This is a genomic window from Streptomyces sp. NPDC012637 (assembly GCF_042954805.1).
Lineage (GTDB): Bacteria > Actinomycetota > Actinomycetes > Streptomycetales > Streptomycetaceae > Streptomyces.
The window spans coordinates 407,910-431,139 of the sequence record NZ_JBIBDS010000004.1 but is presented as its reverse complement, the minus strand read 5'-3'; the positions used below and the strand labels follow the sequence as shown (position 1 = coordinate 431,139).

Here is a 23,230-nt window from a genome sequence, read left to right as displayed (position 1 = left end):
GCCGCGGGGAAGCGCTTCGTCCGCCGACCGACACCTGATACCCGACCGGTACACGGCCGGGGCCCGAGCGTGGCGCCCGTCACCGAGACCGGCGCCGTACGCCCGGAAGATCAGCTTCTGCCCTCAGCTCCGGCTCTTGAGCACCGCCTTCATGACGGACTTGGCGATCGGGGCCGCCAGGCCGCCACCGCTGATGTCCTCGCGGTCGGTGCCCTCCGAGTCCTCGACGATCACGGCGACCGCGACCGGCGAGCCCTGGTCGGTCTTCGCGTAGCTGATGAACCAGGCGTAGGGGCGCTTGGCGTTCTTCTCGCCGTGCTGCGCCGTACCCGTCTTGCCGCCGACCTTCACGCCGTCCATGTTCAGGTCGGCGTTGCGGCCGGTCCCGTTCTGGACGACGTTCTCCATCATCTCCTGGAGCTGCTGGGCGGTCTTCTGCGAGACGGGGCGGCTGAGCTCCTCCGGCTCCGTCTTCTTGATCAGGTCGACGTTCGGCGCCCGCAGCTCGTCGATCATGTACGGCTTCATCAGCTTGCCGTCGTTGGCGATCGCCGCCGTGACCATCGCCATCTGCAGCGGCGTCGTCGCCGTGTTGAACTGGCCGATCGACGACAGCGCGTTGCCACCGCGGTCGGCGTTCTTGTCGTACACCGAGGCGACCGCGCGGACCGGCGTGAACTGCTCGGCGTTGAAACCGAACTTCTCCGCCATCTCGACCATCTTGTCGCGGCCGACGTCGTCACCGAGCTTCGCGAAGACCGAGTTGCAGGAGATCTCCAGCGCGTGGTTCAGGCTGGTGTTGGCGCAGCCGCTGGCGTGGTTCACCATCTCCTTCGAGGAGAGCGGGATCTTCCACCCGTCGGGGGTGTCCGTGGCCGCGTTGATGTCCGTGACCTTGCCGTTCTCCAGCGCCGCCGCGGCCGTGACGACCTTGAAGACGGAGCCGGGCGGGTAGATCTCGCGCAGCGCGCGGTTCAGCTTCGGCTTGTTCTTGTCCTTCTCCAGCGCCTGCCAGGCCTTGGCGTCCGCGTCGTGGTAGCCGGCGAAGGACGCCGGGTCGTACGACGGGGTGGAGGCCAGCGCGAGGATCTTGCCGGTCGACGGCTCGATCGCGACGACCGCGCCCGTCTTGTTGCCGAGACCCTTGAACGCGGCCTTCTGCGCGGCACCGCTCAGGGTGGTGACGACGTCGCCGCCCTTCTTCTGCTCGCCGGTGAACATCGCCAGCGTGCGGTCGAAGAACAGCCGGTCGTCGTTGCCGGTGAGGATGCCGTCCTCGATCTTCTCGATCTGGCTGGCGTCGAAGGCCTGCGAGGCGTAACCGGTGACCGGCGCCCACATGCGGCCGTCCACATAGGTGCGCTTGTACTTGTAGAACTCGTCGCCGGAGTCGACGGACCCGGTGATCGGCTTGCCGTCGACGATGATGTTGCCGCGCTCGTTGGAGTAGCGCTCGATCGTCACCCGCTTGTTCTTCGGGTGGGCGTTCAGCTCGTCGGCGCGCACGTACTGGAGCCAGTTGTCGCGCACCAGCAGGGCGAGGATCAGCAGGCCGCAGAAGATCGCGACACGGCGCAGCGGCTTGTTCACGGACGGACCACCTGCGTCATCTCGGCGTCGGGGTTCGGGGCGGGGGACGGCGCGGGACGGCGCGCGGTGTCGCTGATACGGATCAGCACGCCGACCAGCGCCCAGTTGGCGATCACGGACGAACCACCGTAGGCGAGGAACGGCATCGTCATACCGGTCAGCGGGATGAGGCCCATCACACCGCCGGCGACGACGAAGACCTGGAGGGCGAACGCGCCCGACAGGCCCATCGCGAGCAGCTTGCCGAACGGGTCGCGGGCCGCGAGGGCCGTCCGCACACCACGCTCGATGATCAGGCCGTAGAAGAGCAGGAAGACCATGACGCCGGCCAGACCGAGCTCCTCGCCGACCGTGGCGAAGATGAAGTCGGAGTTGGCGGCGAACTGGATCAGGTCCGAGTTGCCCTGGCCGAGGCCGGTGCCGAGGATGCCGCCGGAGCCGAACGACATCAGCACCTGCGTCATCTGGTCACAGGCGTACGCCATGTTCGAGCCCTCGGGTGCCGTCTTGAGGCACTCGAACGGGTCGAGCCAGGCGGCCACACGGGACTGGACGTGGCTCGCGGTCGAACCGACGACCACGGCACCGGCCGCGGACATCAGCAGACCCATGACGACCCAGCTGGTCCGCTCCGTCGCCACGTACAGCATGATCACGAACATGCCGAAGAACAGCAGCGACGTACCGAGGTCGTTCTCGAAGACCAGGATGAGGAGGCTGACCGCCCAGATCGTCAGGATCGGGCCGAGGTCACGCCCGCGCGGCAGGTAGAGACCCATGAACCGGCGGCTGGCCAGCGCCAGCGCGTCCCGCTTCACCATCAGGTAGCCGGAGAAGAACACGGCCAGGACCAGCTTGGCGAACTCACCGGGCTGGATGGAGAAGCCGCCGACCCGGATCCAGATCTTCGCGCCGAACACGTCCGCGCCGAGACCCGGCACGAGCGGCAGCAGCAGCAGGACCAGCGCGACCACCATGGAGATGTACGTGTAGCGCTGCAGCACCCGGTGGTCCTTCAGGAGCAGCAGCACCGCCACGAACATGGCGATGCCGATCGCCGAGTACATCATCTGGTTCGGCGCGGACGGGCTGAACGCCCCGTACGAGCGCTTGGCCAGCGCGATCAGCCGCGGCGACTGGTCGAGGCGCCAGATCAGCACCAGACCCATGCCGTTCAGCAGCGTCGCGAGCGGCAGCAGCAGCGGGTCCGCGTACGGCGCCCACTTGCGCACCACGAGGTGCGCGACGCCCGCGAGAAGGGTGAGGCCGGCACCGTACCCGAGCATGCCGGGCGGCACCTCGCCGTCGATCGCCAGACCGACGTTGAGGTAGGCGAACACCGGGATCGCGACGGCGAACGCCAGCAGCGCCAGCTCGGTGTTACGGCGGCTCGGCGCCTCGATGGCGCCGATGGTGGTCGTGTTGGTGACAACGCTCATGGTGGTGAAAGGCCCCCTACGGGTCTGCTTACTGCTTGCCGCAGTTCGAGGCCAGCTTCTGCTCCTCCGCCGACAGGGTCGGTCCAGGGGACGGCGCGGCTGTGGTGGGCTTGGAATTCGGCGACGCGGCACCGTCCGTGGACGGCGGCGGCGTGCTCGCCTTGTCCGCGGCGTCCGCGGCGGCCTTCTGACGCTCTTCCTTCTTCTTGCAGGCCGAGGCCTGCAGCGCCAGCTCGGAGATCTTCGTCTGCGCCTTGCCGAGGCTGCCGCCCGCGATCGTGTCCTCGACCTGCTTGCGCTGGTACGCCGGCAGGTACTTGAGTTCGATCTCGGGATGGTCCTTCTCGACCTCCGACAGCTTCAGCCAGGCGAGGTCCTGGCTGATGCCCCGGTACAGCGCCACGTGCTCGTCCTTCGAGCCCACGAAGTACTGCGTCTGCGTCCAGCGCCAGCCGCCGTACAGACCGCCGCCGACCACCGCGAGCGCCAGCACGATGAAGAAGGAGCGCTTCAGCCACTTACGGCCGGAGCGCGGCTTCACGAAGTCGTCCTCCGTGTACGAGCCGAAGGAGCCCTGCGGCGGCATCCCGCCGTAGCCGTGCTCGTCACCGCTTCCGGGCGGGCCGAAACCACCGGACGGGGGCTGCTGGTGCGGCGCCGGCCGGCCGAGCCCGGAGGCACGGCCCGCGGGCGTGTGCATGGCACCGCCGTCGTGCAGCTGCGCCTGGTTCTCGGCGACCGCGCCCACGATCATCGGGGTGTCGGAGAGATGACCCGCGAGGGTGTCGCCGCCGTCGACGTCGAGGACGTCGGCGACGATCACCGTGATGTTGTCCGGGCCGCCGCCGCGCAGCGCGAGCTGGATCAGCTCCTGCACGGTCTCCTGCGGGCCCTGGTAGCTGGCGAGGGTCTCCTCCAGGGTCTGGTGCGACACCACGCCGGACAGCCCGTCGGAACAGACCAGGTAGCGGTCGCCGGCCCGCACCTCACGGATCGACAGGTCCGGCTCGACGGGATCGCCGCTGAGGACCCGCATCAGCAGCGACCGCTGCGGATGGGTCGTCGCCTCCTCCTGGGTGATCCGGCCCTCGTCGACGAGCCGCTGCACCCAGGTGTGGTCCTGCGTGATCTGCGTGAGGACACCGTCGCGCAGCAGGTACGCACGGGAGTCGCCGACGTGCACCAGGCCGAGGCGCTGACCCGTCCACAGCAGGGCGGTGAGCGTCGTGCCCATGCCCTCGAGCCGCGGGTCCTCGTCGACCATCATCCGCAGCTGGTCGTTGGCGCGCTGCACGGCCGTGCTGAGCGAGGTGAGGATGTCCGAGCCGGGGACGTCGTCGTCGAGCGTCACCAGGGTGGAGATCACCTCGGACGAGGCGACCTCGCCGGCGGCCTGGCCGCCCATGCCGTCGGCGATCGCGAGCAGCCGCGGACCGGCGTAGCCGGAGTCCTCGTTGCCCTCGCGGATCATGCCCTTGTGCGAGCCCGCGGCGAAACGCAGTGACAGACTCATGCCCACCTGCCCTGTCGGCGCCGTGTCGGGATGCCGCCGGTCTCGAGCCACACTGCCCACCCTCCGGTCGGGAGCCCGTACCCACCCTGGCCCACTGCCCGGGCTGCCGCGCGGTACTCGGGGCGGCCCTGCGTGGGGACCGTCCCGGCGCGCTCGCTCCGCTCGCTCATTTTCGTACTACTTCCGCAGCTCGATGACGGTCTTGCCGATGCGGATCGGCGCGCCGAGCGGAATCGGTGTGGCGGTGGTGAGGCGGGTCCGGTCGAGATACGTGCCGTTGGTGGACCCGAGGTCCTCGACGATCCACTGACCGTCCCGGTCCGGGTAGATCCTGGCGTGCCGGCTGGAGGCGTAGTCGTCGTCCAGCACGATCGTCGAGTCGTGGGCCCGGCCCAGCGTGATGGTCTGGCCCTGCAGGGCGACCGTCGTGCCGGTGAGGGTGCCCTCGGAGACGACGAGCTTGGTCGGCGCGCCGCGACGCTGGCGGCCGCCGGGCGCGGCCTGCTGGCCGCCCCGCTGCTGCGGCGGAGCGGCGGCCTGCCGCCCGCCCTGCTGCGGGCGCGCCTCCTGCCGGCGCGAGCCGCGCTGGGTGACCCGCGTGCCGAACAGGTCGCTACGGATGACCTGGACGGCCACGATGACGAACAGCCACAGAACGGCCAGGAAACCCAGCCGCATGACCGTCAGGGTCAGCTCTGACATTGCCCCCGCTTCACCCTTCGGCTTGCCGGTAAACGATGGTGGTGCTGCCCACGACGATCCGCGAGCCGTCGCGGAGCGTAGCGCGGGTGGTGTGCTGCCCGTCCACCACGATGCCGTTGGTGGACCCGAGATCCGCGATCGTCGAGGGCGTTCCGGTCCGGATCTCGCAGTGCCGGCGGGAGACGCCGGGATCGTCGATCCTCACGTCGGCGTCGGTGCTGCGACCGAGGACCAGGGTCGGGCGGGAAATCTGGTGACGGGTGCCGTTGATCTCGATCCAGCGGCGGACCTGACCGCCGCCTCCGGCGGGCACCGGCGCGGGGCCGCCGGGGCGGCCCGCGGCGGGCGCCGTCGGACGGTGTCCCGGCATGGCCGGGGCACCCGGCGGCGGAGAGGCGGGCATCGGCGGGGCACCGGCGGGCGCCCCGGCCCCGTAGGCGGGAGGCGGATAGCCGTAGCCGCCGCGGGGCGGCTGCTGACCCTGACCGGGGTGCTGCGGCTGGCCGGCGGGCGGCTGCGGCTGTGACGAACTCGACGCGAGCGTACGGCTGCGCACCCGGTACAGACCGGTGTCGAGGTCGTCGGCCTTCTCCAGGTGGACCTTGATCGGGCCCATGAAGGTGTACCGCTGCTGCTTGGCGTAGTCCCTGACCAGGCCGGCGAGCTCGTCGCCGAGCTGGCCCGAGTACGGGCTGAGGCGCTCGTAGTCCGGCGCGCTCAGCTCCACGATGAAGTCGTTGGGGACGACCGTCCGCTCGCGGTTCCAGATCGTCGCGTTGTTGTCGCACTCGCGCTGGAGCGCGCCGGCGATCTCGACGGGCTGGACCTCGGACTTGAAGACCTTGGCGAAGGTGCCGTTGACCAGACCTTCGAGTCGCTGCTCGAACCGCTTCAGGACTCCCATGGGGCACCTCCTCCGTCGTTGTCGTCGTACTGCTTACTGATCGTATCCACGCGTCGGGAAATCGGCTGGTTCCCCTTCTCTGCCCTGTGGACGAGTGTCACCTCTCACAGACCTTCCCCCACGGATCGTAGAGGCGGCCTGTGGACAGTGTCCCGCACACGGGAGCGGAGCAGGAGGTGCCGTCCTTCACTCCTTGCCCTCCTCTCTCTCCTCGACCGCAGAGGAGGGTGCGAAACAACGGATGTGAATCCAAGGCCTGCGGCGTGCTAATCTTCAGATGTCGCCAGGCGAACGAGCCGAAAGGTGAGGGAGCCGGGAGACCACCCAATGCGCGGGTGGCGGAATAGGCAGACGCGCTGGATTCAGGTTCCAGTGCCCGCAAGGGCGTGGGGGTTCAACTCCCCCCTCGCGCACAAGACGGAAGCCCCGTAGGTCGATGACCTACGGGGCTTCCGCGTTGTTGCCTTTGTCACGGTGGCGGTGGGGGTCGGGGTGGTCACGGCGGCGGACCGGTGCGGCGGGCGCGGTGGGATGAGGCTGCGGTCACGTGGCGGGGCGGTGCGGTGGGCGCGGCGGCGATGAGGTTGCGGTCACGGTGGCGGTGGGCGCGGCGGCGATGAGGTTGCGGTCACGGTGACGTTGGGCGCGGCGGCGATGGGTTTGCGGTCACGGTGGCGGGGCCCGGGGCCGGGCTTCGGTCGCGACGTTCGTCGGTGCGGGGCGAGACGAAAGAGGACGGCGGGCGCGCTGACGCCGGGCCTATCGTGCGGGCGTGGAAGCTCCTACGAAGATCCGGACCGCCGGCTCGCGGCTGACGACGCTGCTCGGCGACGGGTGGCACTGGTTCGCGGTGCCCGGGCAGTGGTCGCGGCGCAGGACCGCGGGCGAGCTGGTGCTCGCCGTCGTCATGGCGCTGCTGGCCGCCGGCACCGAGGACGTCCTGGGCGGCGAAGGGTGGACGCTCGCCGCCGTCGCCCTGGCCTCGGCCGTGCTCTCGCTGCTGCGCCGCCGGCTGCCCGCGACGGTGCTCGTCGTCTCGTCCGGCCTCGCCCCGTTCATACCGGGCTTCCTCGCGCTGCTGATACTCGTCGGCTGGTCCGCCGGCCGCTACGTCGCGGGCGTCGAACGGGCGCTGGCGGCGTTCACCATGGCGTACGTGCTGAACATCGCGGGCACCGCCGTCGAGGCCTGGCACCAGCAGCGGCTGCTCACGCTCGCCTTCATCTCGACGCTGTACTTCCTCGCGACGACGCTCGCACCCGGCCTCGCCCACCGCTACTGGACCCAGCGCAGGACCCTGCTGCACGCGCTCCAGGAGCGCAACGTGCAGCTGCTGCGGGAGCGGGCGATGCTCGTCGGGCAGGCCAGGATGCGGGAACGGCAGCGGATCGCGCAGGACATGCACGACAGCCTCGGCCACCAGCTGGCACTGATCTCCGTGCACACCGGGGCACTGGAGGTCGACCCGAACCTGACCGACCGCCAGCGCGAGGTGGTCGCCGTGCTGCGCGGCGCGTCCATGGACGCCATGCACGAGCTGCGGGAGGTCGTCGGCATCCTCCGCGACGGCGTGGAGGCACCGCACGACGGCGACCAGGGCGGCCAGGGCGTCCAACTGGTGCGGCCGGGCGACGAGACGGGGCGGGCGGCGCGGGGGGCCGCCGGCATCGAAGGGCTCGTCACGGCCGCCCGCGCCGCCGGGACCGCCATCGGCCTGAACCGGCACGGCGAGACCCGGGCGCTCGCGCCGGCCGTCGACCACGCCGCGTACCGCATCGTCCAGGAAGGCCTCACGAACGCCTACAAGCACGCGCCGGGCGCCCGGATCACCGTCGAGGTGCGGTACGAGCCGGACGCGTTCGTCGTCGAGGTGCTCAACGAGGAGACGGCCGAGGCACCCTCCGGCGTCGTCAGCGGCGGCCAGGGGCTGCCCGGGCTGCACGAGCGGGCCCGCCTGGTCGGCGGCATCGTCCACGCGGGTCCGGCGGACGGCGGCGGCTTCCGGGTCGCCGGCGTCCTGCCGTACGGGGCGGTGGAGGCCGCGCCGTACGTGGACCCGTACGCAGCGCCTCACGTCGACCCCTACGCCGCCCCTCAGACGGACCCGTACGCCGCGCCTTTCGTCGATGCGGCCGACGACTTCCGGCAGCAGTCGAAGAGGCCCCGGCGCGGCCACCGTGGTCGGGTCGCAGTCGGACCGTCCGACTGGACGGTGGCCGAACGGGAGCTGGCGATGGCGATGCAGGCGGGCAGGGGCAGGAGTACGGGCAGCGGGATAGCGATCGGCTGCGGGATCGCGGTCGCGGCGCTGGTGCTGCTGCTCGTGGCGGCAGGCTTCGGCCTCTGGTTCCTGATGGGTTCGATGTCGAAGGGGATGATCGATCCCGCCCAGTACGACGCGGTCAAGGTCGGCGACAGCGAGCGCAAGGTGCGTGACGGTCTTCCTTCGGGTGACACGATCGCGACCACCGGTCTGCACGGGAAGGGCCCCGCGGAGCCCAAGGGATCGACGTGCCTGGTCCTGATGAGCTCGGAGACGAGCGAGGACTTCGACAAGGAGCCGGTTTTCCGGTTCTGCTTCAAGGACGGCAAGCTGATCGAGAAGAAGTCGTACGAGGTCGTGCGCTAGGGCGTTCGCGCAGGGGCCGTTGGGGAGTGGCTGTGGGCGGGGCAGGAACAGGACCGGGACCGGGGGCCGTACCGGAGACGGGATCAGGGGCGGGCTCAGCCCCGGGTTCAGGCGCGGGTTCGGGTGCGGGGCGCCGGATCCGGGTCGTCATCGCCGACGACGAGCCCCTGATCAGGGCCGGGATCCGGATGATCCTCACCTCGGATCCGGAGATCGAGGTCGTCGCCGAGGCGACCAACGGCCGCGAGGCCGTCGACCTGGCGCGCGCCCACGCGGCGGACGTCGTCCTGCTCGACATCCAGATGCCCGTCCTCGACGGGCTCTCCGCCCTGCCGGAGCTGCGGCGGGCCGCCCCGGCGACACGCGTGATCGTGCTGACGACGTTCGGCGAGCGGGAAAACGTGCTGCGGGCCCTGGAGCACGGCGGAGCGGGCTTCCTGCTCAAGGACACCGCACCGGCCGAGCTGATCCGGGCCGTGCGGGCAGCGGCGGCGGGCGACGCCTACCTCTCGCCCGCGGCCACCCGGCACGTCGTCGAGCAGCTCGCCTCCGGCCGGGAGGCGGCACGCGCGGAGGAGGCGCGGGCCCGGCTCACCGCACTGAGCGAGCGGGAGCGCGAGGTGCTCGCCCTGCTCGGGGAAGGACTGTCCAACGCCGACGCGGGCCGGCGGCTGCACATGAGCGAGGCCACCGTGAAGACGTACGTGAGCCGCATCCTGTCCAAGCTGAGCTGTGAGAACCGCGTGCAGGCGGCGCTGCTGGCCCGGGACGCGGGGTTGTAGAACGCCGGCTGGTTCGGCCCAGGCTCAAGCTCTGGTGCCGGCTCCTGCTCCCGCTCCCGCTCCCGCTCCTGCTCTTGCTCCGGTGCTCGGAACCGGCGCAGGAGCCGACGGCGCGTGGTGCCGACGTCTGGTCCGGGGACGGGGTTACGGCTTGGGCGTGGGCCAGGAATCCCCGACCGGCGTGGGGAGGCCCGCGTCGCCGGCGGCGTTGTAGCGGAGGAGGAACGCCGCGAAGGCGGCCAGGTCCTCGGCCGACCAGTCCTTGAGGCGCTCCTCGTACGCGGCGAGCCGGCTGGCCTGCGTCGAGGAGAGCAGCCGGGTGCCCGCCTCGGTGGGGTGCAGCACCTGAACGCGGTGGTCGTCGGGGTCGGGGCGCCGCTCGACCAGCCCCATCTTCTCCAGGGCCGCGATCTGGCGGCTGACCGTCGACTTGTCCAGCAGGTAGTGGGCCGCGAGGTCCGTGGCCCGGCAGCCCTTCCGGTCGTCGATGTGGGCCAGGAGCGTGTACGAGACCAGCGGCAGTTCCGGGTGGAGCCGCGCCGCCGCGGCCCGCGCCCGACGGGCGAAGGCCGTCAGCTCGCGCTGGATCGTGTCGAGGGACGTCTCCCGCGCGCCGTCGCTCATGGTGCGCTCCCTGGTGCCGCGGGTGGCCCGCTGGTCGGGCCCGCCCTTTCAGTTGTATAGTACAACGGTTCTTTAGTTGTAAAAGCCAACCATGGAGGTTCCGGTGTCCGCAGGACCGACCACCAAGGGAGCACTGCGCCACGTCCTCGGGCATCTGCTCACCCCTCTGCTGATGTGCATCGGCATGGGCCTCGCCTACCTCGGCGCCTTCCACGCCCCCCAACCCCATGACCTGCACGTCGACATCGTCGGCTCCGGACCTCGGACCCAGGTCCTCGCGCAGACCCTCCAGGACAGGGGCGCAGGCGCCCTCGACGTCCGTACCGTCCCCGACCGCGCGACCGCCACCACCGCCCTGCGCGAGCGCTCCAGCTTCGGCGCCTACGTCCCCGGCACCGCCGGCCACGGCCCCGAACTGCTCGTCGCCTCCGCCTCCTCCGACACCAGCGCCATGGCCGTCGAGAAGGTCTTCACCAAGGTCGCCGCCACCCAGGGCGAGCCCCTCAAGGTCACCGACGTCGCCCCCGTCGCCTCCGGCGACCCCACCGGCCAGGGCATCTTCTTCCTCCTCGTCGCCCTCAGCATCGGCTCCTACGCCTCCGTCGCCGTCATCGGCGGCGCCGGAGCCGTCCTGCCCATGCGCATCAGGGCCCTGCTCGCCGCGGGCATGTCCCTCGTCGTCAGCCTCGTCGGCGCCGTCTTCGCCGGACCCCTCTTCCACCTCGTCGACCACGGCCTCGGCGGCGTCTGGGCCCTGTCCTGGCTGTACAGCGCCGGCGTCCTGCTCATCGGCGTCGGACTTCACACCTACCTCAAGCGCTGGACCACCCTCGGCGTGATGGTGCTCTTCGTGATGCTGAACTTCACCAGCTCCGGCGGCATCTACCGGCCCGAACTCCAGCCCGGGTTCTTCGGCTCGCTGCACGCCTTCTGGAACGGCGCCGGATTCGTCGAAGGCGTCCGCGGCCACGTCTACTTCGACGGCCACTCCCTTGGCGGCAACGTCCTCGTCCTGACCCTCTGGTTCCTCGCGGGCGTCGCGCTGACCGTCACCGCCGGCCTCACCGAAGCCCGCCGCCGGACGACCGCTTCACCGGCCGACGCTCCGGCCCAGGCTCCGGACACGGCCTCGACCACGACCCCGGCCTCAGCCCCGGCACCGGCCGCCGCGCAGACCCACGGGGAGACCGCCGCCGAGGAGGAGATGGAAGAAGCCGTCGGCGTCTGACCGCTCCGGAAGGCCGCGAGACACGCGGCGCCGAGTTGTCCACAGGTCGTTGTCCACAGGGGGCGACGGCCCCGTGGCCCCGGCGGTACCGTCATGCCCAGTCGACGGAAGTTGATGTTGCCAGCAGGCACGACACGGCACAGGCACGCCACGACGCCACACGGAGCGGCGCGCACGGAACAGACGGGGGAGGGCGTCCGATGGACGACACCATGACAGCGGTACCAGGACCACGCGACCACACAGCGGACACGCCTACCGCCCGCGTCCCCTACGTCCCCGGATTCATCCGTCGCGCCACCGACGGAGCCGTGACCACAGCCAAGCAGCGGGGCAGGGAACTGCGCGACCGGCTCCCCCGCACCGCCCACGCCACGCTCACCCCCGCGCCCGACAGGCCCGACGCAGTCCGCGCCGTCGAGGACTCCAACCTGGGCCGCGTACCGGAACTCACGCCCATACGCGTCGGCCGGATGTCCGCGAGCCCCTTCGCCTTCCTCCGCGGCTCCGCCGGACTCATGGCCCACGACCTCGCCGGCTCCCCCGTCACCGGCATCGCCGCCCAACTCTGCGGCGACGCCCACGCCGCCAACTTCGGCCTCTACGGCGACGCCCGAGGCCGGCTCGTCATCGACCTCAACGACTTCGACGAGACCGTCGTCGGCCCCTGGGAATGGGACCTCAAGCGGCTCGCCACCTCCCTCGTCCTCGCCGGACGCGAAGCCGGCGCCGACGAGGACACCTGCCGGGCCGCCGCCTTCGACACCGTCGGCGCCTACCGGCGCACCATGCGCCTGCTCGCCCGGCTCCCCGCCCTCGACGCCTGGAACGCCATCGCCGACGAGGAACTCGTCTCCCACACCGACGCCCGCGACCTCATAGGCACCCTCGAACGCGTCTCCGCCAAGGCCCGCAACAACACCAGCGCCCGCTTCGCGGCCCGCTCCACGGAGAGCGTGCCCGAGACGGAGGGCGGCGGCCGACGCTTCGTCGACGCGCCTCCGGTACTGCGCCGCGTCGGAGACGCGGAGGCCGCGGCCGTCGCCGCCGCCCTCGGCCCCTACCTGGCGACCGTCTCCGAGGACCGGCTGCCGCTGCTCGCCCGCTACGCGATACACGACGTGGCCTTCCGCGTCGTCGGCACCGGCAGCGTCGGCACCCGGTCGTACGTGGTGCTGCTGCTCGACCACCGGGGCGAGCCGCTGGTCCTCCAGGTCAAGGAAGCACGCCCCTCGGCGCTGCTTCCGTACCTTCCGGCCGTCGGCTTCCCCCTGCCCGACACCGGGCACGAGGGGCGTCGCGTGGTCCTGGGGCAGAAGCGGATGCAGGTCGTCAGCGACATCCTGCTCGGCTGGACCACGGTCGAGGGACGACCGTTCCAGGTACGCCAGTTCCGCAACCGCAAGGGCAGCGTCGACCCCGCAGCCCTCACCGCCGACCAGTTCGACGACTACGGCCGCATGACCGGAGCCCTGCTCGCCCGCGCCCACGCGCACAGCGCCGACCCGCGGCTGATCGCCGGCTACTGCGGCAAGAACGAGGAGCTCGACGAGGCCGTCGCCTCCTTCGCCGTCGCCTACGCCGACCGCACCACCGCGGACCACGCCGACCTCGTCGCGGCCATCCGCACCGGCCGCATAGCCGCCGAACCGGGCGTCTGAGCGCAGCACCGCACGCTCGGGGCGCACGGCCCCGCATCCCGGGCTCGGGGTGCACGGCCCTGCGGCCGGCACGCGGAGTCGGCACGCAGCCTTGAGCCTGAAGCGCGGCCATGGCCTGACGCGCGGCCTTCGGCCTGGCGCGCGGCGCAGGGCCTGGTGGGACGGTGCAGCGCCTGGCGGATGGTGCAGGGCCTGGCCGGGACGGTGCTGGGCCTGGCGGATGGTGCAGGGCCTGGCCGGGACGTGCTGGGCCTGGCCGGGACGAGCTGGGCCTGGCGGATCGTGCAGGGCCTGGCCGGCGGTACTGGGCCTGGCCGGTGGTACTGGGCGGACAGTGTTGGGCCTGGCCTGTTGTGCAGGGCCTGGCGGGCGGGGCAGGGATGGGTGCGCGGCGCCGGGCCCGGCGGGCGGTGCAGGGCCGGGCGGTGGCCTACGACGTGCCGCGTCCCGCCTGCGGCGTCCAGGACTGAGCTTCACAGCGGGGAGGGGAGGGAGGGGGGAGGGGAGGGGGAGCCCCCCGCCCCGGACGTGGGCAGGACCGTAGGCTGGGTAGGACGAGCCGGAACGAGGACGTGGACGGGCGTGGACGTGAGCGGGGACCAGGGCGTGGCTGGCGGGTCCGAGGAGTCGGCCGGTGGGTCGGCGGGCGAGCGGCCGGAGGCGCGGCTCGACCAGGCGGTGCGCGTGGCCGAGCAGGCGCTGATCGAGTTCGAGATCGCGGTGGAGACCTTCCGGGTCGAGGTGGAGAACTTCTCCCGGCTGCACCACCAGAAGCTCGGTCCGATGTACGCGCGTCTCGACGAGCTGGACGCGCAGATCGCGGAGGCGCGGGCGGCGCGTACCGGGGATCCGGAGGATGTGCGGCGTGCGCAGGAGGCGCGTGCGGCGGTCATGCCGATGCCCGGGGTGGAGGAGCTGTTCCACGAGTGGGTGGACTCCGACGGGCTTTCCGCGGAGGCGGCGGCGATGCTGACGGACCGGCCGGTGCAGCCGCCGAAGCGGGTTCGGCCGTCGGACGAGGTCCGCAAGCTGTACCGGGATCTGGCGCGGCAGGCGCATCCGGATCTGGCGCGGGACGAGGACGAGCGGAAGCGGCGTGAGGAGTTCATCACGCGCGTGAACGCGGCGTATGCGCGGGGTGACGAGGCGCTGCTGCGGGAGCTGTCGGAGGAGTGGGCGGCCGGCCCGGTGCCGGAGGTGCGGCTGAGCGAGGCGGAGGAGCTGTACGCGCGGCTGGAGTGGCTGGCGCGGCGCAAGGAGATGCTGTCGCTGGTGGCGCGGGATCTGGAGGAGAGTGCGATCGGCGCGATGCTGCGGATGGCGCCGGATGATCCGGATCGTCTGCTGGAGGAGATCGCGGAGCAGCTGCTGGCGCAGGTCGCGGAGCGTGAGGCGGAGCTCGCGGCGCTGGTGCGGTAGGTCTGGTGCAGTAGGTTTCGAGTGAGGTGCGCCCGTGGGGGCGCGGAGTTTCGGAAGAGAAGGCCACGTTCATGAATTTCGCCCCGCTGCCGACGGTTGACGTGGCTTCCGTGCCGGCGGATGCCCTGGTGCTGGACGTCCGTGAGAAAGACGAGTGGGCGGCCGGTCATGTGGAGGGTGCGCTGCACGTTCCGATGAGTGATTTCGTGGCGCGGTTCGGTGAGGTGACGGAGGCCGTGGCCGATGGGCGGCGGGCTTTCGTGATGTGCCGGGTGGGTGGCCGTTCGGCGCAGGTCACGCAGTATCTGGTGCAGCAGGGGATCGACGCGGTGAACGTCGACGGCGGCATGCTCGCGTGGGATGGTGCGGGGCGCCCGATGGTGACGGACGACGGGAGCCCCGCGTACGTGCTGTAGTGCGCGTGCGTGCCGCGGTTCAGTTGAGGGAGTGGGTGGCGAGCAGGTCGCCGAGTTCCTCTTCGTGTTGTGCGGCGGGGCCGAGGGCGAGTTCGAGGTGCTTGGCCCAGGCGTGGTAGCGGTGGAGCGGGTAGTCGGTGTCGGCGCCGAAGCCGCCGTGGAGGTGTTGGGCGGTCTGGACGACGCGGCGTACGCCTTCTGATGCCCAGATCTTGGCGACGGCGATGTCTGCGGCTGCGGGGAGGGGGCCGGCGGCGTCGGTGGTGAGGCGCCAGGCGGCTTGCCAGAGGGTGACTTCCATGGCGCGGAGGTCGATGTAGCGGTCGGCGGCTTGGACGGCTACGGCCTGGAAGGTGGCCACGGGGTGGCCGAACTGTTCGCGTTTGCCGGTGTACTGGCTGGTCATGGTGAGGACTTGTTCGCCGAGGCCGAGGGCGAGGGCGCAGGTTCCGGTGGTGAGGAGGCCGTGGAGCCATTCCCAGGCGCCTTCGGTGTCGATGACGTCGGTGGTGTCGAGGTGGACGTCGTCGAGGTGGAGTTCGGCGAGGCGTTCGCCGTGGGTGCCGTACTGGTCGGTGAGGGTGAGGCCGGTGCTGGTGCGGGGCAGCAGGGCGAGGACGGTGTGTCCGTCGGGGGTGTGGGCGGGTACGGCGATGTGGTCGGCCTGGTGGGCCCAGGGGACGGCGCTGGTGTGGCCGTCGAGGGTCCAGCCGTTGTGGTCGCGTCGGGCGGTGACGGCGAGGGGTGCCGGGTCGTGGCCGGTGCGGCCGTGGGCGGCGGCGGTGAGGACGTGTTCGCCGCGGGTGACGCGGGGGAGCAGTGTGGCCGCGGTGTCGGTGGGGCCGTAGCGCTGGAGGGTGAGGGCGACCGCGCTGGTTTCGAGGAGGGGGATGCGGGCGAGGGCGCGGGCGGATTCGCGGAGGACGAGGCAGAGGGCGATGGGGTCGAGTCCGGCGCCGCCGTGGTTGGGGTCGAGGACGAGGCCGAGGAGGTCGGTGTCGGCGAGGCGGGTCCAGAGGGCGCGGTCGAGGTCGTCGGCGACGGCGCCGGGGGTGAGGGCGGGGCTGGGTACGGCGTCGGGTGGGACGTCGGCGAAGACGGCCTTGGCCGTTTCGACGGCCGCTTGCTGTTCTTCGGTGAAGGTGAAGTCCACGGTCCTGTCCCTTTCGGCCTTGCCCCCGCTGGGATCTGACGGATCGTCAAGATAGAACAGGTTCTAGCGGAAGGGAATGGGCGGGCCCCGCTCCGGGGCGTGCCCGGGCGTGCCCGCCCATGTCCGGTCGTGCCGGGTCAGCGGTCGAAGTCGAGCTCGACCTCCGGGGTGGCGGGGTGGGACTGGCAGGCCAGGACGTAGCCGGCGTCGGTCTCCTCGGGCTCCAGGGCGAAGTTGCGGTCCATCCGCACGTCGCCGGAGACGAGGAACGCGCGGCAGGTGCCGCACACGCCGCCCTTGCAGGCGTACGGGGCGTCCGCCCGGGCGCGGAGCACGGTGTCGAGGAGCGTCTCGCCCTGCTGGACCGGCCAGTTGCCGGACCGGCCGTGCAGGGTGGCGGTCAGCGTGGCGTGGGCGGGTGCGTCAGCCGCGGGTGCCGGGGCGGGCGCGGAGCCGTCGTCGACGTGGAAGATCTCCTGGTGGATGCGGGTGCGCGGGACGCCGAGGTCGCGCAGGGTGCGCTCGGTGTTCTGCACCAGGCCGAAGGGGCCGCACAGGAACCAGCCGTCGATGTCGCCGACGGGCAGCAGGGCGGGCAGCAGGGCCTTGAGCCGTTCCTCGTCGAGCCGTCCGGAGGGGAGTCCGGCCTGCTGTTCCTCGCGGGAGAGGACGGTGACCAGCTGGAAACGGTCGGGGTAGCGGTCCTTGAGGTCGGCGACGTCGTCGAGGAACATCGTGGACGACGCGGTGCGGTCGCTGCGGACCAGGCAGAACCGTGCCTCGGGTTCGCGGGCGAGCAGCGTCGCGGCCATCGACAGGACCGGGGTGATGCCGCTGCCGCCGACGACGGCCGCGAAGTGTCCGGGGCGCGGGTCGAGGACGAAGCGCCCCATGGGTTCCATGACCTCGACGGTGTCGCCGACGGCGAGCTCCTTGAGGGCGTACGTGGAGAAGTCGCCGCCCTCGACGAGGCGGATGCCGACGCGAAGGACGGGCGTCTCGCCTTCGGCGGCGGCCGGGGTGCAGATCGAGTACGTGCGGCGGATCTCCTCGCCGCCGGGGCCGGTGCGGCGCAGGGCGAGGTGCTGGCCGGGGGTGTGGCGGTAGGTCTCGCGGAGCTCGGGCGGGACTGCGAAGGTGACGGCCACGGAGTCGTCGGTGAGCTGCTCGACCTCGCTCACGCGGAGCGGGTGGAACCCGGCCCGTCCGGCGGTCGAGGACGGCGTCGACGGCATCTACAACTCCTTGAAGTGGTCGAACGGTTCGCGGCAGGCGGCGCAGCGGCGCAGTGCCTTGCACGCGGTGGAGGAGAAGCGGCTGAGGAGTTCGGTGTCGGTTGATCCGCAGTGGGGGCAGCGGATCGCCAGGGTGAGCGGTATCGGTCCGCCGGCCGGGCCCTGCGGGCGGGGCGGGGCGATGCCGAACTCGGCGAGCTTGCGGCGGCCTTCCTCGCTGATGTCGTCGGTGGACCAGGCGGGGCTGAGGACGGTGACGACGGAGACCTCGGGCACGCCGTGCTCGTGGAGGGCGTGCTCGATGTCGGACGACATGGCCTCGACGGCCGGGCAGCCGGTGTAGGTCGGGGTGAGTTCGACCTCGACGCGGCCGGGGCCGTGGACGTGGACGCCGCGCAGCACGCCGAGTTCGGCGAGGGTGAGGACGGGCAGCTCGGGGTCGAGGACGGCGCCGGCGATCCGGGCCAGCTCTTCCTCGAGCGGGGTGGGGGCCGTGGTCGGTGAGCCGGTCACCATGACGCCCCCGGGTGGCTGCGGTGCAGGTGCTGCATCTCGGCGAGCATGCGGCCGAAGGACTCGGTGTGGAGTCCCTGGCGGCCGGCGCCGGCGGACCAGGCGCCGGTGCGGGGTCCGGCGGGGACGGTGAGCGTGGCCTTGCCGAGGACGGCGGTGACGGAGTCGAGCCAGGCGCGGTCCATGGCCTCGATGTCGAGGTCGAGGCCTTCGAGCGGCTGGAACAGTTCGCCGGTGTAGCGCCACAGGGCGTCGCAGGCGGTCTGCATGCGCCGGTGGCTCTCTTCGGTGCCGTCGCCGAGGCGCAGGGTCCAGTGTTCGGCGTGGTCCTGGTGGTAGGCGACTTCCTTGACGGCCTTGGCGGCGAGTCCGGCGAGGGGGCTGTCGCCTGCGGCCAGCTGCCCGTACAGCAGGTGCTGGTAGGTGGAGAAGTACAGCTGCCTGGCGATGGTGTGGGCGAAGTCGCCGTTGGGCTGTTCGACGAGCTGGCAGTTGCGGAAGGCGCGCTCTTCGCGGAGGTACGCCAGCTCGTCCTCGTCGCCGACGAGGGAGAGCAGGACGCGTGCCTGGCCGAGGAGGTCGAGCGCGATGTTGGCGAGGGCGACCTCTTCTTCGAGGACGGGTGCGCCGCCCGCCCACTCCCCCAGGCGCTGGGCGAGGACGAGGGCGTCGTCGCCGAGGGCGAGCGTGGCGGCGGGGAGTGTGGTGGTGTCGCTGGTGCTGGTCCGGCCGGTCACAGGTGCTTCACCCCGTCCGGGATCTCGTAGAAGGTGGGGTGCCGGTAGGGCTTGTCGGCGGAGGGCTCGAAGAAGGGGTCCTTCTCGTCGGGCGAGGAGGCGGTGATCGCGGTGGAGGGGACGACCCAGATCGAGACGCCCTCCATGCGGCGGGTGTAGAGGTCGCGTGCGTTGCGCAGGGCCATCTCGGCGTCGGGCGCGTGCAGGCTGCCGGCGTGGGTGTGGGACAGTCCGCGGCGCGAGCGCACGAACACCTCCCACAGCGGCCATCCGTCGGTGGTCATGCGCGTGCCTCCCCGTGCGTGTGCTGCTGCTCGTCCTGCCGGCTGTGCGTGTCGTGCTTGCCGTGCTTGTCGTCGTGCTTCGCCGCGTAGGCCGCGGCGGCGTCCCTGACCCAGGCGCCGTCCTCGTGCGCCTGGCGGCGCTTGCTCAGCCGCTGCTCGTTGCAGGGGCCGTTGCCCTTGAGGACGTTCCAGAACTCGTCCCAGTCGATGGGGCCGAAGTCGTAGTGCCCGCGCTCCTCGTTCCACTTCAGGTCGGGGTCGGGGAGCGTGAGGCCGAGGCTCTCGGCCTGCGGGGCCGCGATGTCGACGAAACGCTGGCGCAGTTCGTCGTTGGAGTGCCGCTTGATCTTCCACGCCATCGCCTGCGCGGAGTGGGTCGACTCGTCGTCCGGCGGGCCGAACATCATCAGCGACGGCCACCACCAGCGGTCGACCGCGTCCTGGGCCATCGCGTGCTGCGCCTCGGTGCCGCGGGAGAGGGCGAGCAGCGCCTCGTAACCCTGGCGCTGGTGGAAGGACTCCTCCTTGCAGACCCGGACCATCGCGCGCGCGTACGGCCCGTAGGAGCAGCGGCAGAGCGGGACCTGGTTGGTGATCGCGGCGCCGTCCACGAGCCAGCCGATGGCGCCGACGTCGGCCCAGGTCAGCGTCGGGTAGTTGAAGATCGACGAGTACTTCTGGCGGCCGGAGTGGAGCTTGTCGAGGAGCTCGTCGCGGCTGGTGCCGAGGGTCTCGGCCGCGCTGTACAGGTACAGGCCGTGGCCGGCCTCGTCCTGGACCTTGGCCATGAGGATCGCCTTGCGCCGCAGGGAGGGCGCGCGGGTGATCCAGTTGGCCTCGGGCTGCATGCCGATGATCTCGGAGTGCGCGTGCTGGGCGATCTGGCGGACGAGGCCGGCCCGATAGGCGTCGGGCATCCAGTCGCGGGGCTCGATGCGCTCGTCGGCGGCCACGGCGGCGTCGAACACCGCTTCGAGGGCGGCCAGGCTCGCCGCCGTCCCCTCTGTCGCTGTCGTCTCTGCCGTACCTGTGGTCATGGGCACCCCTACCGACCGATCGTTCGGTTGAATGACTTCAATGGTCGTTCGGCGGCCCGTATGGTGTCAACCCTGTGGATAACTGCTGAGGCCGAGCGGGAGCGGGGCGCGATGGACTCGTACGACGACGGGGGCGGGGTCGCACCCGGTCCGGGCGGTTCGCCCGAACGGGTGGCCGGGACCGGTCGGAACGGCGCCGGTCGGCACGGCGCCGTTCTGCCGGAGGCCGGCCCGTCCGAGGCCGGCCCGTCCGAGGCCGGCCCGTCCGAGGCCGGGCCGTCAGAGACCGGGCCGTCAGAGACCGGGCGGGTCATCGACGGGGCCGGGGACCTTGGCGGGGCCGGGGCCGGTGTGGCTGACAGGGCCGAGTGCGAAGCGGAGTCCGAGCCCGGGGCCGAGTCCGCGACCGAGGACGGTTTCGCCGGCGTCGGCGTCGGTGCCAGCGGGGGTTCCGGTGGAGGTGGCGCGGCCGGGGGCGGGATCGGGGCGCTCTCCATGCCGTACCAGGTCGTCGCGGCCGTCGCGCTCGCCGTCGTCACCGTTCTCGCCTGCGTCCACCTCGCGATGGTCTTCCTGCACGTCGCGCCCTCGAACACGCTGACCAAGCGGCACGGCGAGGCGGTCGACGACTGGGTCTACCCCGAGTTCGAGCAGAACTGGAAGCTCTTCGCCCCCAACCCGCTCCAGCAGAACATCGCCGTCCAGGTCCGTGCCGAGGTCGCCCGCCCGGACGGGACCCGTACGACCACCGACTGGATCGACCTCTCCGGGCAGGACGTCGCGCAGATCCGCGGCAACCTCCTGCCCAGCCATGTCCAGCAGAACGAGCTGCGCCGGGCCTGGGACTTCTACCTCAACTCCCACACCGACGACCAGCGCCCCAACGGGCTGCGCGGCAAGCTCTCGGAGCAGTACATGCGGCGGATCGTCATGCTGCGCCTCGACGAGCGGGCGCTCGGCGGCACCGTCGAGAAGATCCAGCTGCGTTCCGCCACCCGGCCCGTGCCGGCTCCCGCCTGGAGCACCGAGAAGATCGACACCGCGCAGTCCTTCCGTACGTACTCGTGGTGGCGCATCACCGCGCCCGACCGGCCCGGCGCGGCCGCCGGCAGCAGCACCGACGGCACCGACGCCGCCCAGGCCAGGACGGAGGCAGCCCGATGAGCCACAACCCTGGAGCTGGAGCTGGAGCTGGAGCTGGAGCTGGAGCCGGAGTCGGCTCCGGAGCCGGAGCCGGCGGTGCCGCGCGGTCTGTCGCGCCGTCTCGCGTTCCCTTCGACCGGCGGCTGGCCGCCGCGGTCCAGAAGGTCACGGCGAACGCCCTCGGCCCCTACCAGTCCGCGATCGTTCGGATCGGCTTCTCCTTCACCTGGCTGCTCTTCCTGCTGCGCGAGTGGCCGCACCGGCTGGAGCTGTACGGGCCGGACGGCCCGTGGTCCTGGGAGATGGGCCGGCAGCTGATCGCGGACAACCGTTCCTTCACCGTGCTGATGTGGTCGGACGGGCGGCTGTGGTTCGAGGTCGTCTACGGCCTCGCCGTGCTCTCCGCCGTCCTGCTCCTCCTCGGCTGGCACACCCGGGCCGTCTCGGTGGTCTTCATGGCCGGCGTGCTGTCCCTGCAGAACCGGTCCATCTTCATGGGCGACGGCGGCGACAACGTCGTCCACCTCATGGCGATCTACCTCGTCCTCACCCGCTGCGCGCAGGTCTGGTCGCTCGACGCCCGGCGTGCCGCCCGCGCCCGCGGCCGTGACGACGGCGGACTCGCCGGACCGGTGCTGTGGACGGTGCTCGGCGGTTTCCTGCTCGCCGCCACCTACTTCTCCGGCGTCACCGGTGAGTGGTGGCTGCTGGTGCTGTTCTGGGTGCTGTGGCTGGGGCACGGGCTGTGGTGGCTGGTGTGCCGGTACGCCCCCGGCGAGCCGCGCACCCTGCTGGACGTCCTCGCCAACCTCGCGCACAACACCACCCTCGCCGTGATCATGGCGGAGGTGTGCCTGATCTACGCCACGGCCGGCTGGTACAAGGTGCAGGGCTCGCGCTGGCAGGACGGTACGGCGCTCTACTTCCCGCTCAAGCTCGACTACTTCTCCCCCTGGCCGGCCCTCTCCGACCTGCTGGGATCGAGCGGTGTGATGGTGCTGCTGCTGACCTATGGCACGGTGATCGTGCAGGTCGCCTTCCCCTTCACGCTGTTCAACCGCAAGGTCAAGAACGTGCTGCTCGCGGCGATGATGCTGGAGCACGCCGGAATCGCGCTGCTGCTCGGGCTGCCGTTCTTCTCGATGGCGATGATCGCGGCGGACGCCGTCTTCCTCCCGACGGCGTTCCTGGTGTGGCTGGGCGCGCGGGCGGCGCGGGGTCGGGACCGGGTGCTCGGCGCCGGCCTCGGGCGGGCGCGGGGCGACGAGGCCCGGGCGTCCGAGCAGAGCCGTTCGGGTGACGGGGCGAGCCCCCGTACCCTCGTCGGGTGAGCACCACCGAAGAACAGCCGGTCGAGTCGACCGAGCCGGTCCAGTACGACGAGGGGTACGGCCCCGAGATCGGCGTCGGGCCGCACCCGGAGCCGTGGCCGGACGGCGAACGCTACGACCCTGAGCTGCTGGCCGGCGGCGACCGGCGCAACGTCGTCGACCGCTACCGGTACTGGACGCGCGAGGCGATCGTCGCGGACCTCGACGCCCGGCGCCACGACTTCCACGTGGCGGTGGAGAACTGGGGTCACGACTTCAACATCGGCTCGGTGGTACGGACGGCCAACGCCTTCCTGGCGAAGGAGATCCACATCGTCGGGCGGCGGCGCTGGAACCGGCGCGGGGCCATGGTCACGGACCGTTACCAGCACGTGCGGCACCACCCGGACACGGCGTCGCTGACCGCGTGGGCGGCGCAGGAGGACCTGCCGATCATCGGCATCGACAACCTGCCGGGCGCGGTGCCGCTGGAGCGGACGGTGCTTCCGCGCCGGTGCGTGCTGCTGTTCGGGCAGGAGGGGCCGGGCCTCACGGAGGAGGCCCGCGAGCACGCGGCGATGGTCTGCTCGATCGCGCAGTTCGGCTCGACGCGGTCGATCAACGCGGGTGCGGCGGCGGCGGTCGCGATGCATGCGTGGGTGCAGAGGTACGCGGACATCGCGTGATGCTCCTGGTGGTGCGGGTGGGCCGGACGGTTGATCGCCTCACGGCACCTCTGATCCCGCACCGCACCCGGCCCTGCCCTGCCTGGCACGCTGACGGTCCATGAGGGCTGAGCCTCCTGGCCCACGCCGCCTGGCCCACGGCCCACGGCCTACGCCAGCCGAATCACGCCCACGGCCCCGCCCCCTCAGCGGAGAGGGCGGGGCCGGGTCAGTCCGATGTCCTGG

Annotated in this window: 21 protein-coding genes and 1 tRNA gene; 10 read left to right on the top strand and 12 right to left on the bottom strand. The window is 71.6% G+C overall.

Annotated features, from left to right (window positions below; translation table 11 throughout):
• Positions 1-123: 123 nt before the first annotated feature.
• From ACFY8W_RS18960 to ACFY8W_RS18940, 5 genes are all read right to left on the bottom strand, one after another.
• Complete coding sequence (locus ACFY8W_RS18960) at positions 124-1,590, bottom strand: penicillin-binding transpeptidase domain-containing protein (RefSeq protein WP_391106254.1); 1,467 nt, start codon at positions 1,588-1,590, stop codon at positions 124-126.
• Entirely contained in the window at positions 1,587-3,029 is a 1,443-nt protein-coding gene (locus ACFY8W_RS18955) for an FtsW/RodA/SpoVE family cell cycle protein (RefSeq protein ID WP_391106252.1), read from the bottom strand. Before ACFY8W_RS18955 ends, ACFY8W_RS18960 begins: the two co-directional genes overlap by 4 nt.
• 28 nt (positions 3,030-3,057) lie before the next feature.
• The gene (locus ACFY8W_RS18950) at positions 3,058-4,542 is read right to left on the bottom strand and encodes a protein phosphatase 2C domain-containing protein (RefSeq protein WP_391106250.1); all 1,485 of its coding nucleotides are present in this window, start codon (positions 4,540-4,542) and stop codon (positions 3,058-3,060) included.
• Between the two features lie 177 nt (positions 4,543-4,719).
• Positions 4,720-5,244 carry an FHA domain-containing protein gene (locus ACFY8W_RS18945; protein ID WP_391106248.1) on the bottom strand — a complete coding sequence of 175 codons (525 nt, stop codon included), beginning with the start codon at positions 5,242-5,244 and terminating at the stop codon, positions 4,720-4,722.
• 10 nt (positions 5,245-5,254) lie between these two features.
• Positions 5,255-6,148 carry an FhaA domain-containing protein gene (locus tag ACFY8W_RS18940; RefSeq protein ID WP_391106246.1) on the bottom strand — a complete coding sequence of 298 codons (894 nt, stop codon included), beginning with the start codon at positions 6,146-6,148 and terminating at the stop codon, positions 5,255-5,257.
• A 329-nt stretch (positions 6,149-6,477) separates the two neighbouring features.
• On the opposite strand from ACFY8W_RS18940, the gene ACFY8W_RS18935 reads away from it, so the two are divergent.
• From ACFY8W_RS18935 to ACFY8W_RS18925, 3 genes are all read left to right on the top strand, one after another.
• Positions 6,478-6,561 (top strand) — tRNA-Leu (locus ACFY8W_RS18935).
• A 494-nt stretch (positions 6,562-7,055) separates the two neighbouring features.
• On the top strand, positions 7,056-8,777 hold the full coding sequence (locus ACFY8W_RS18930; RefSeq protein WP_391106876.1) for a histidine kinase: 1,722 nt from the start codon (positions 7,056-7,058) through the stop codon (positions 8,775-8,777).
• Positions 8,778-8,914: 137 nt separating this feature from the next.
• Positions 8,915-9,559: a response regulator gene (locus tag ACFY8W_RS18925; protein ID WP_391106874.1), complete on the top strand. Its 645-nt coding sequence runs from the start codon at positions 8,915-8,917 to the stop codon at positions 9,557-9,559.
• 144 nt (positions 9,560-9,703) lie between these two features.
• Here the strand turns inward: ACFY8W_RS18925 and ACFY8W_RS18920 are convergent, their stop codons facing one another.
• The gene (locus ACFY8W_RS18920; RefSeq protein WP_391106244.1) at positions 9,704-10,183 is read right to left on the bottom strand and encodes a MarR family transcriptional regulator; all 480 of its coding nucleotides are present in this window, start codon (positions 10,181-10,183) and stop codon (positions 9,704-9,706) included.
• A 91-nt stretch (positions 10,184-10,274) separates the two neighbouring features.
• Between ACFY8W_RS18920 and ACFY8W_RS18915 the strand changes: the two genes are divergently transcribed.
• The 4 genes from ACFY8W_RS18915 to ACFY8W_RS18900 all read left to right on the top strand — a co-directional run bounded on the left by ACFY8W_RS18915 (position 10,275) and on the right by ACFY8W_RS18900 (position 14,907).
• Positions 10,275-11,411: a hypothetical protein gene (locus ACFY8W_RS18915; RefSeq protein ID WP_391106242.1), complete on the top strand. Its 1,137-nt coding sequence runs from the start codon at positions 10,275-10,277 to the stop codon at positions 11,409-11,411.
• Positions 11,412-11,623: 212 nt separating this feature from the next.
• Positions 11,624-13,072 (top strand): DUF2252 family protein, encoded by a 1,449-nt coding sequence (locus tag ACFY8W_RS18910; RefSeq protein WP_391106240.1) that lies wholly within the window; start codon positions 11,624-11,626, stop codon positions 13,070-13,072.
• Positions 13,073-13,678: 606 nt separating this feature from the next.
• The gene (locus tag ACFY8W_RS18905) at positions 13,679-14,491 is read left to right on the top strand and encodes a hypothetical protein (RefSeq protein ID WP_391106238.1); all 813 of its coding nucleotides are present in this window, start codon (positions 13,679-13,681) and stop codon (positions 14,489-14,491) included.
• Between the two features lie 71 nt (positions 14,492-14,562).
• Positions 14,563-14,907: a rhodanese-like domain-containing protein gene (locus ACFY8W_RS18900; protein ID WP_391106236.1), complete on the top strand. Its 345-nt coding sequence runs from the start codon at positions 14,563-14,565 to the stop codon at positions 14,905-14,907.
• A gap of 19 nt (positions 14,908-14,926) precedes the next feature.
• Here the strand turns inward: ACFY8W_RS18900 and ACFY8W_RS18895 are convergent, their stop codons facing one another.
• From ACFY8W_RS18895 to paaA, 6 genes are all read right to left on the bottom strand, one after another.
• Positions 14,927-16,060 carry an acyl-CoA dehydrogenase family protein gene (locus ACFY8W_RS18895; protein WP_391106234.1) on the bottom strand — a complete coding sequence of 378 codons (1,134 nt, stop codon included), beginning with the start codon at positions 16,058-16,060 and terminating at the stop codon, positions 14,927-14,929.
• Between the two features lie 137 nt (positions 16,061-16,197).
• Positions 16,198-17,295 carry a 2Fe-2S iron-sulfur cluster-binding protein gene (locus ACFY8W_RS18890; RefSeq protein ID WP_391106232.1) on the bottom strand — a complete coding sequence of 366 codons (1,098 nt, stop codon included), beginning with the start codon at positions 17,293-17,295 and terminating at the stop codon, positions 16,198-16,200.
• On the bottom strand, positions 17,296-17,811 hold the full coding sequence (paaD, locus tag ACFY8W_RS18885) for a 1,2-phenylacetyl-CoA epoxidase subunit PaaD (RefSeq protein WP_391106230.1): 516 nt from the start codon (positions 17,809-17,811) through the stop codon (positions 17,296-17,298).
• Entirely contained in the window at positions 17,805-18,545 is a 741-nt protein-coding gene (gene paaC / locus ACFY8W_RS18880; RefSeq protein ID WP_391106228.1) for a 1,2-phenylacetyl-CoA epoxidase subunit PaaC, read from the bottom strand. The genes paaD and paaC overlap by 7 nt, the downstream gene beginning before the upstream one ends.
• Positions 18,542-18,829: a 1,2-phenylacetyl-CoA epoxidase subunit PaaB gene (paaB, locus tag ACFY8W_RS18875; protein ID WP_128977085.1), complete on the bottom strand. Its 288-nt coding sequence runs from the start codon at positions 18,827-18,829 to the stop codon at positions 18,542-18,544. Before paaB ends, paaC begins: the two co-directional genes overlap by 4 nt.
• Complete coding sequence (paaA, locus tag ACFY8W_RS18870) at positions 18,826-19,866, bottom strand: 1,2-phenylacetyl-CoA epoxidase subunit PaaA (RefSeq protein ID WP_391106226.1); 1,041 nt, start codon at positions 19,864-19,866, stop codon at positions 18,826-18,828. The genes paaB and paaA overlap by 4 nt, the downstream gene beginning before the upstream one ends.
• A 351-nt stretch (positions 19,867-20,217) precedes the next feature.
• On the opposite strand from paaA, the gene ACFY8W_RS18865 reads away from it, so the two are divergent.
• Genes ACFY8W_RS18865 through ACFY8W_RS18855 form a run of 3 tightly spaced genes read left to right on the top strand, consistent with a single transcriptional unit; the run spans position 20,218 to position 23,005 of the window.
• Positions 20,218-21,030, top strand: coding sequence for a DUF5819 family protein (locus ACFY8W_RS18865; RefSeq protein WP_391106224.1), 813 nt, complete (start codon positions 20,218-20,220; stop codon positions 21,028-21,030).
• The gene (locus ACFY8W_RS18860; RefSeq protein WP_391106222.1) at positions 21,027-22,340 is read left to right on the top strand and encodes an HTTM domain-containing protein; all 1,314 of its coding nucleotides are present in this window, start codon (positions 21,027-21,029) and stop codon (positions 22,338-22,340) included. The genes ACFY8W_RS18865 and ACFY8W_RS18860 overlap by 4 nt, the downstream gene beginning before the upstream one ends.
• Positions 22,337-23,005 carry a TrmH family RNA methyltransferase gene (locus ACFY8W_RS18855; RefSeq protein WP_391106220.1) on the top strand — a complete coding sequence of 223 codons (669 nt, stop codon included), beginning with the start codon at positions 22,337-22,339 and terminating at the stop codon, positions 23,003-23,005. The genes ACFY8W_RS18860 and ACFY8W_RS18855 overlap by 4 nt, the downstream gene beginning before the upstream one ends.
• Positions 23,006-23,230 lie beyond the last annotated feature (225 nt).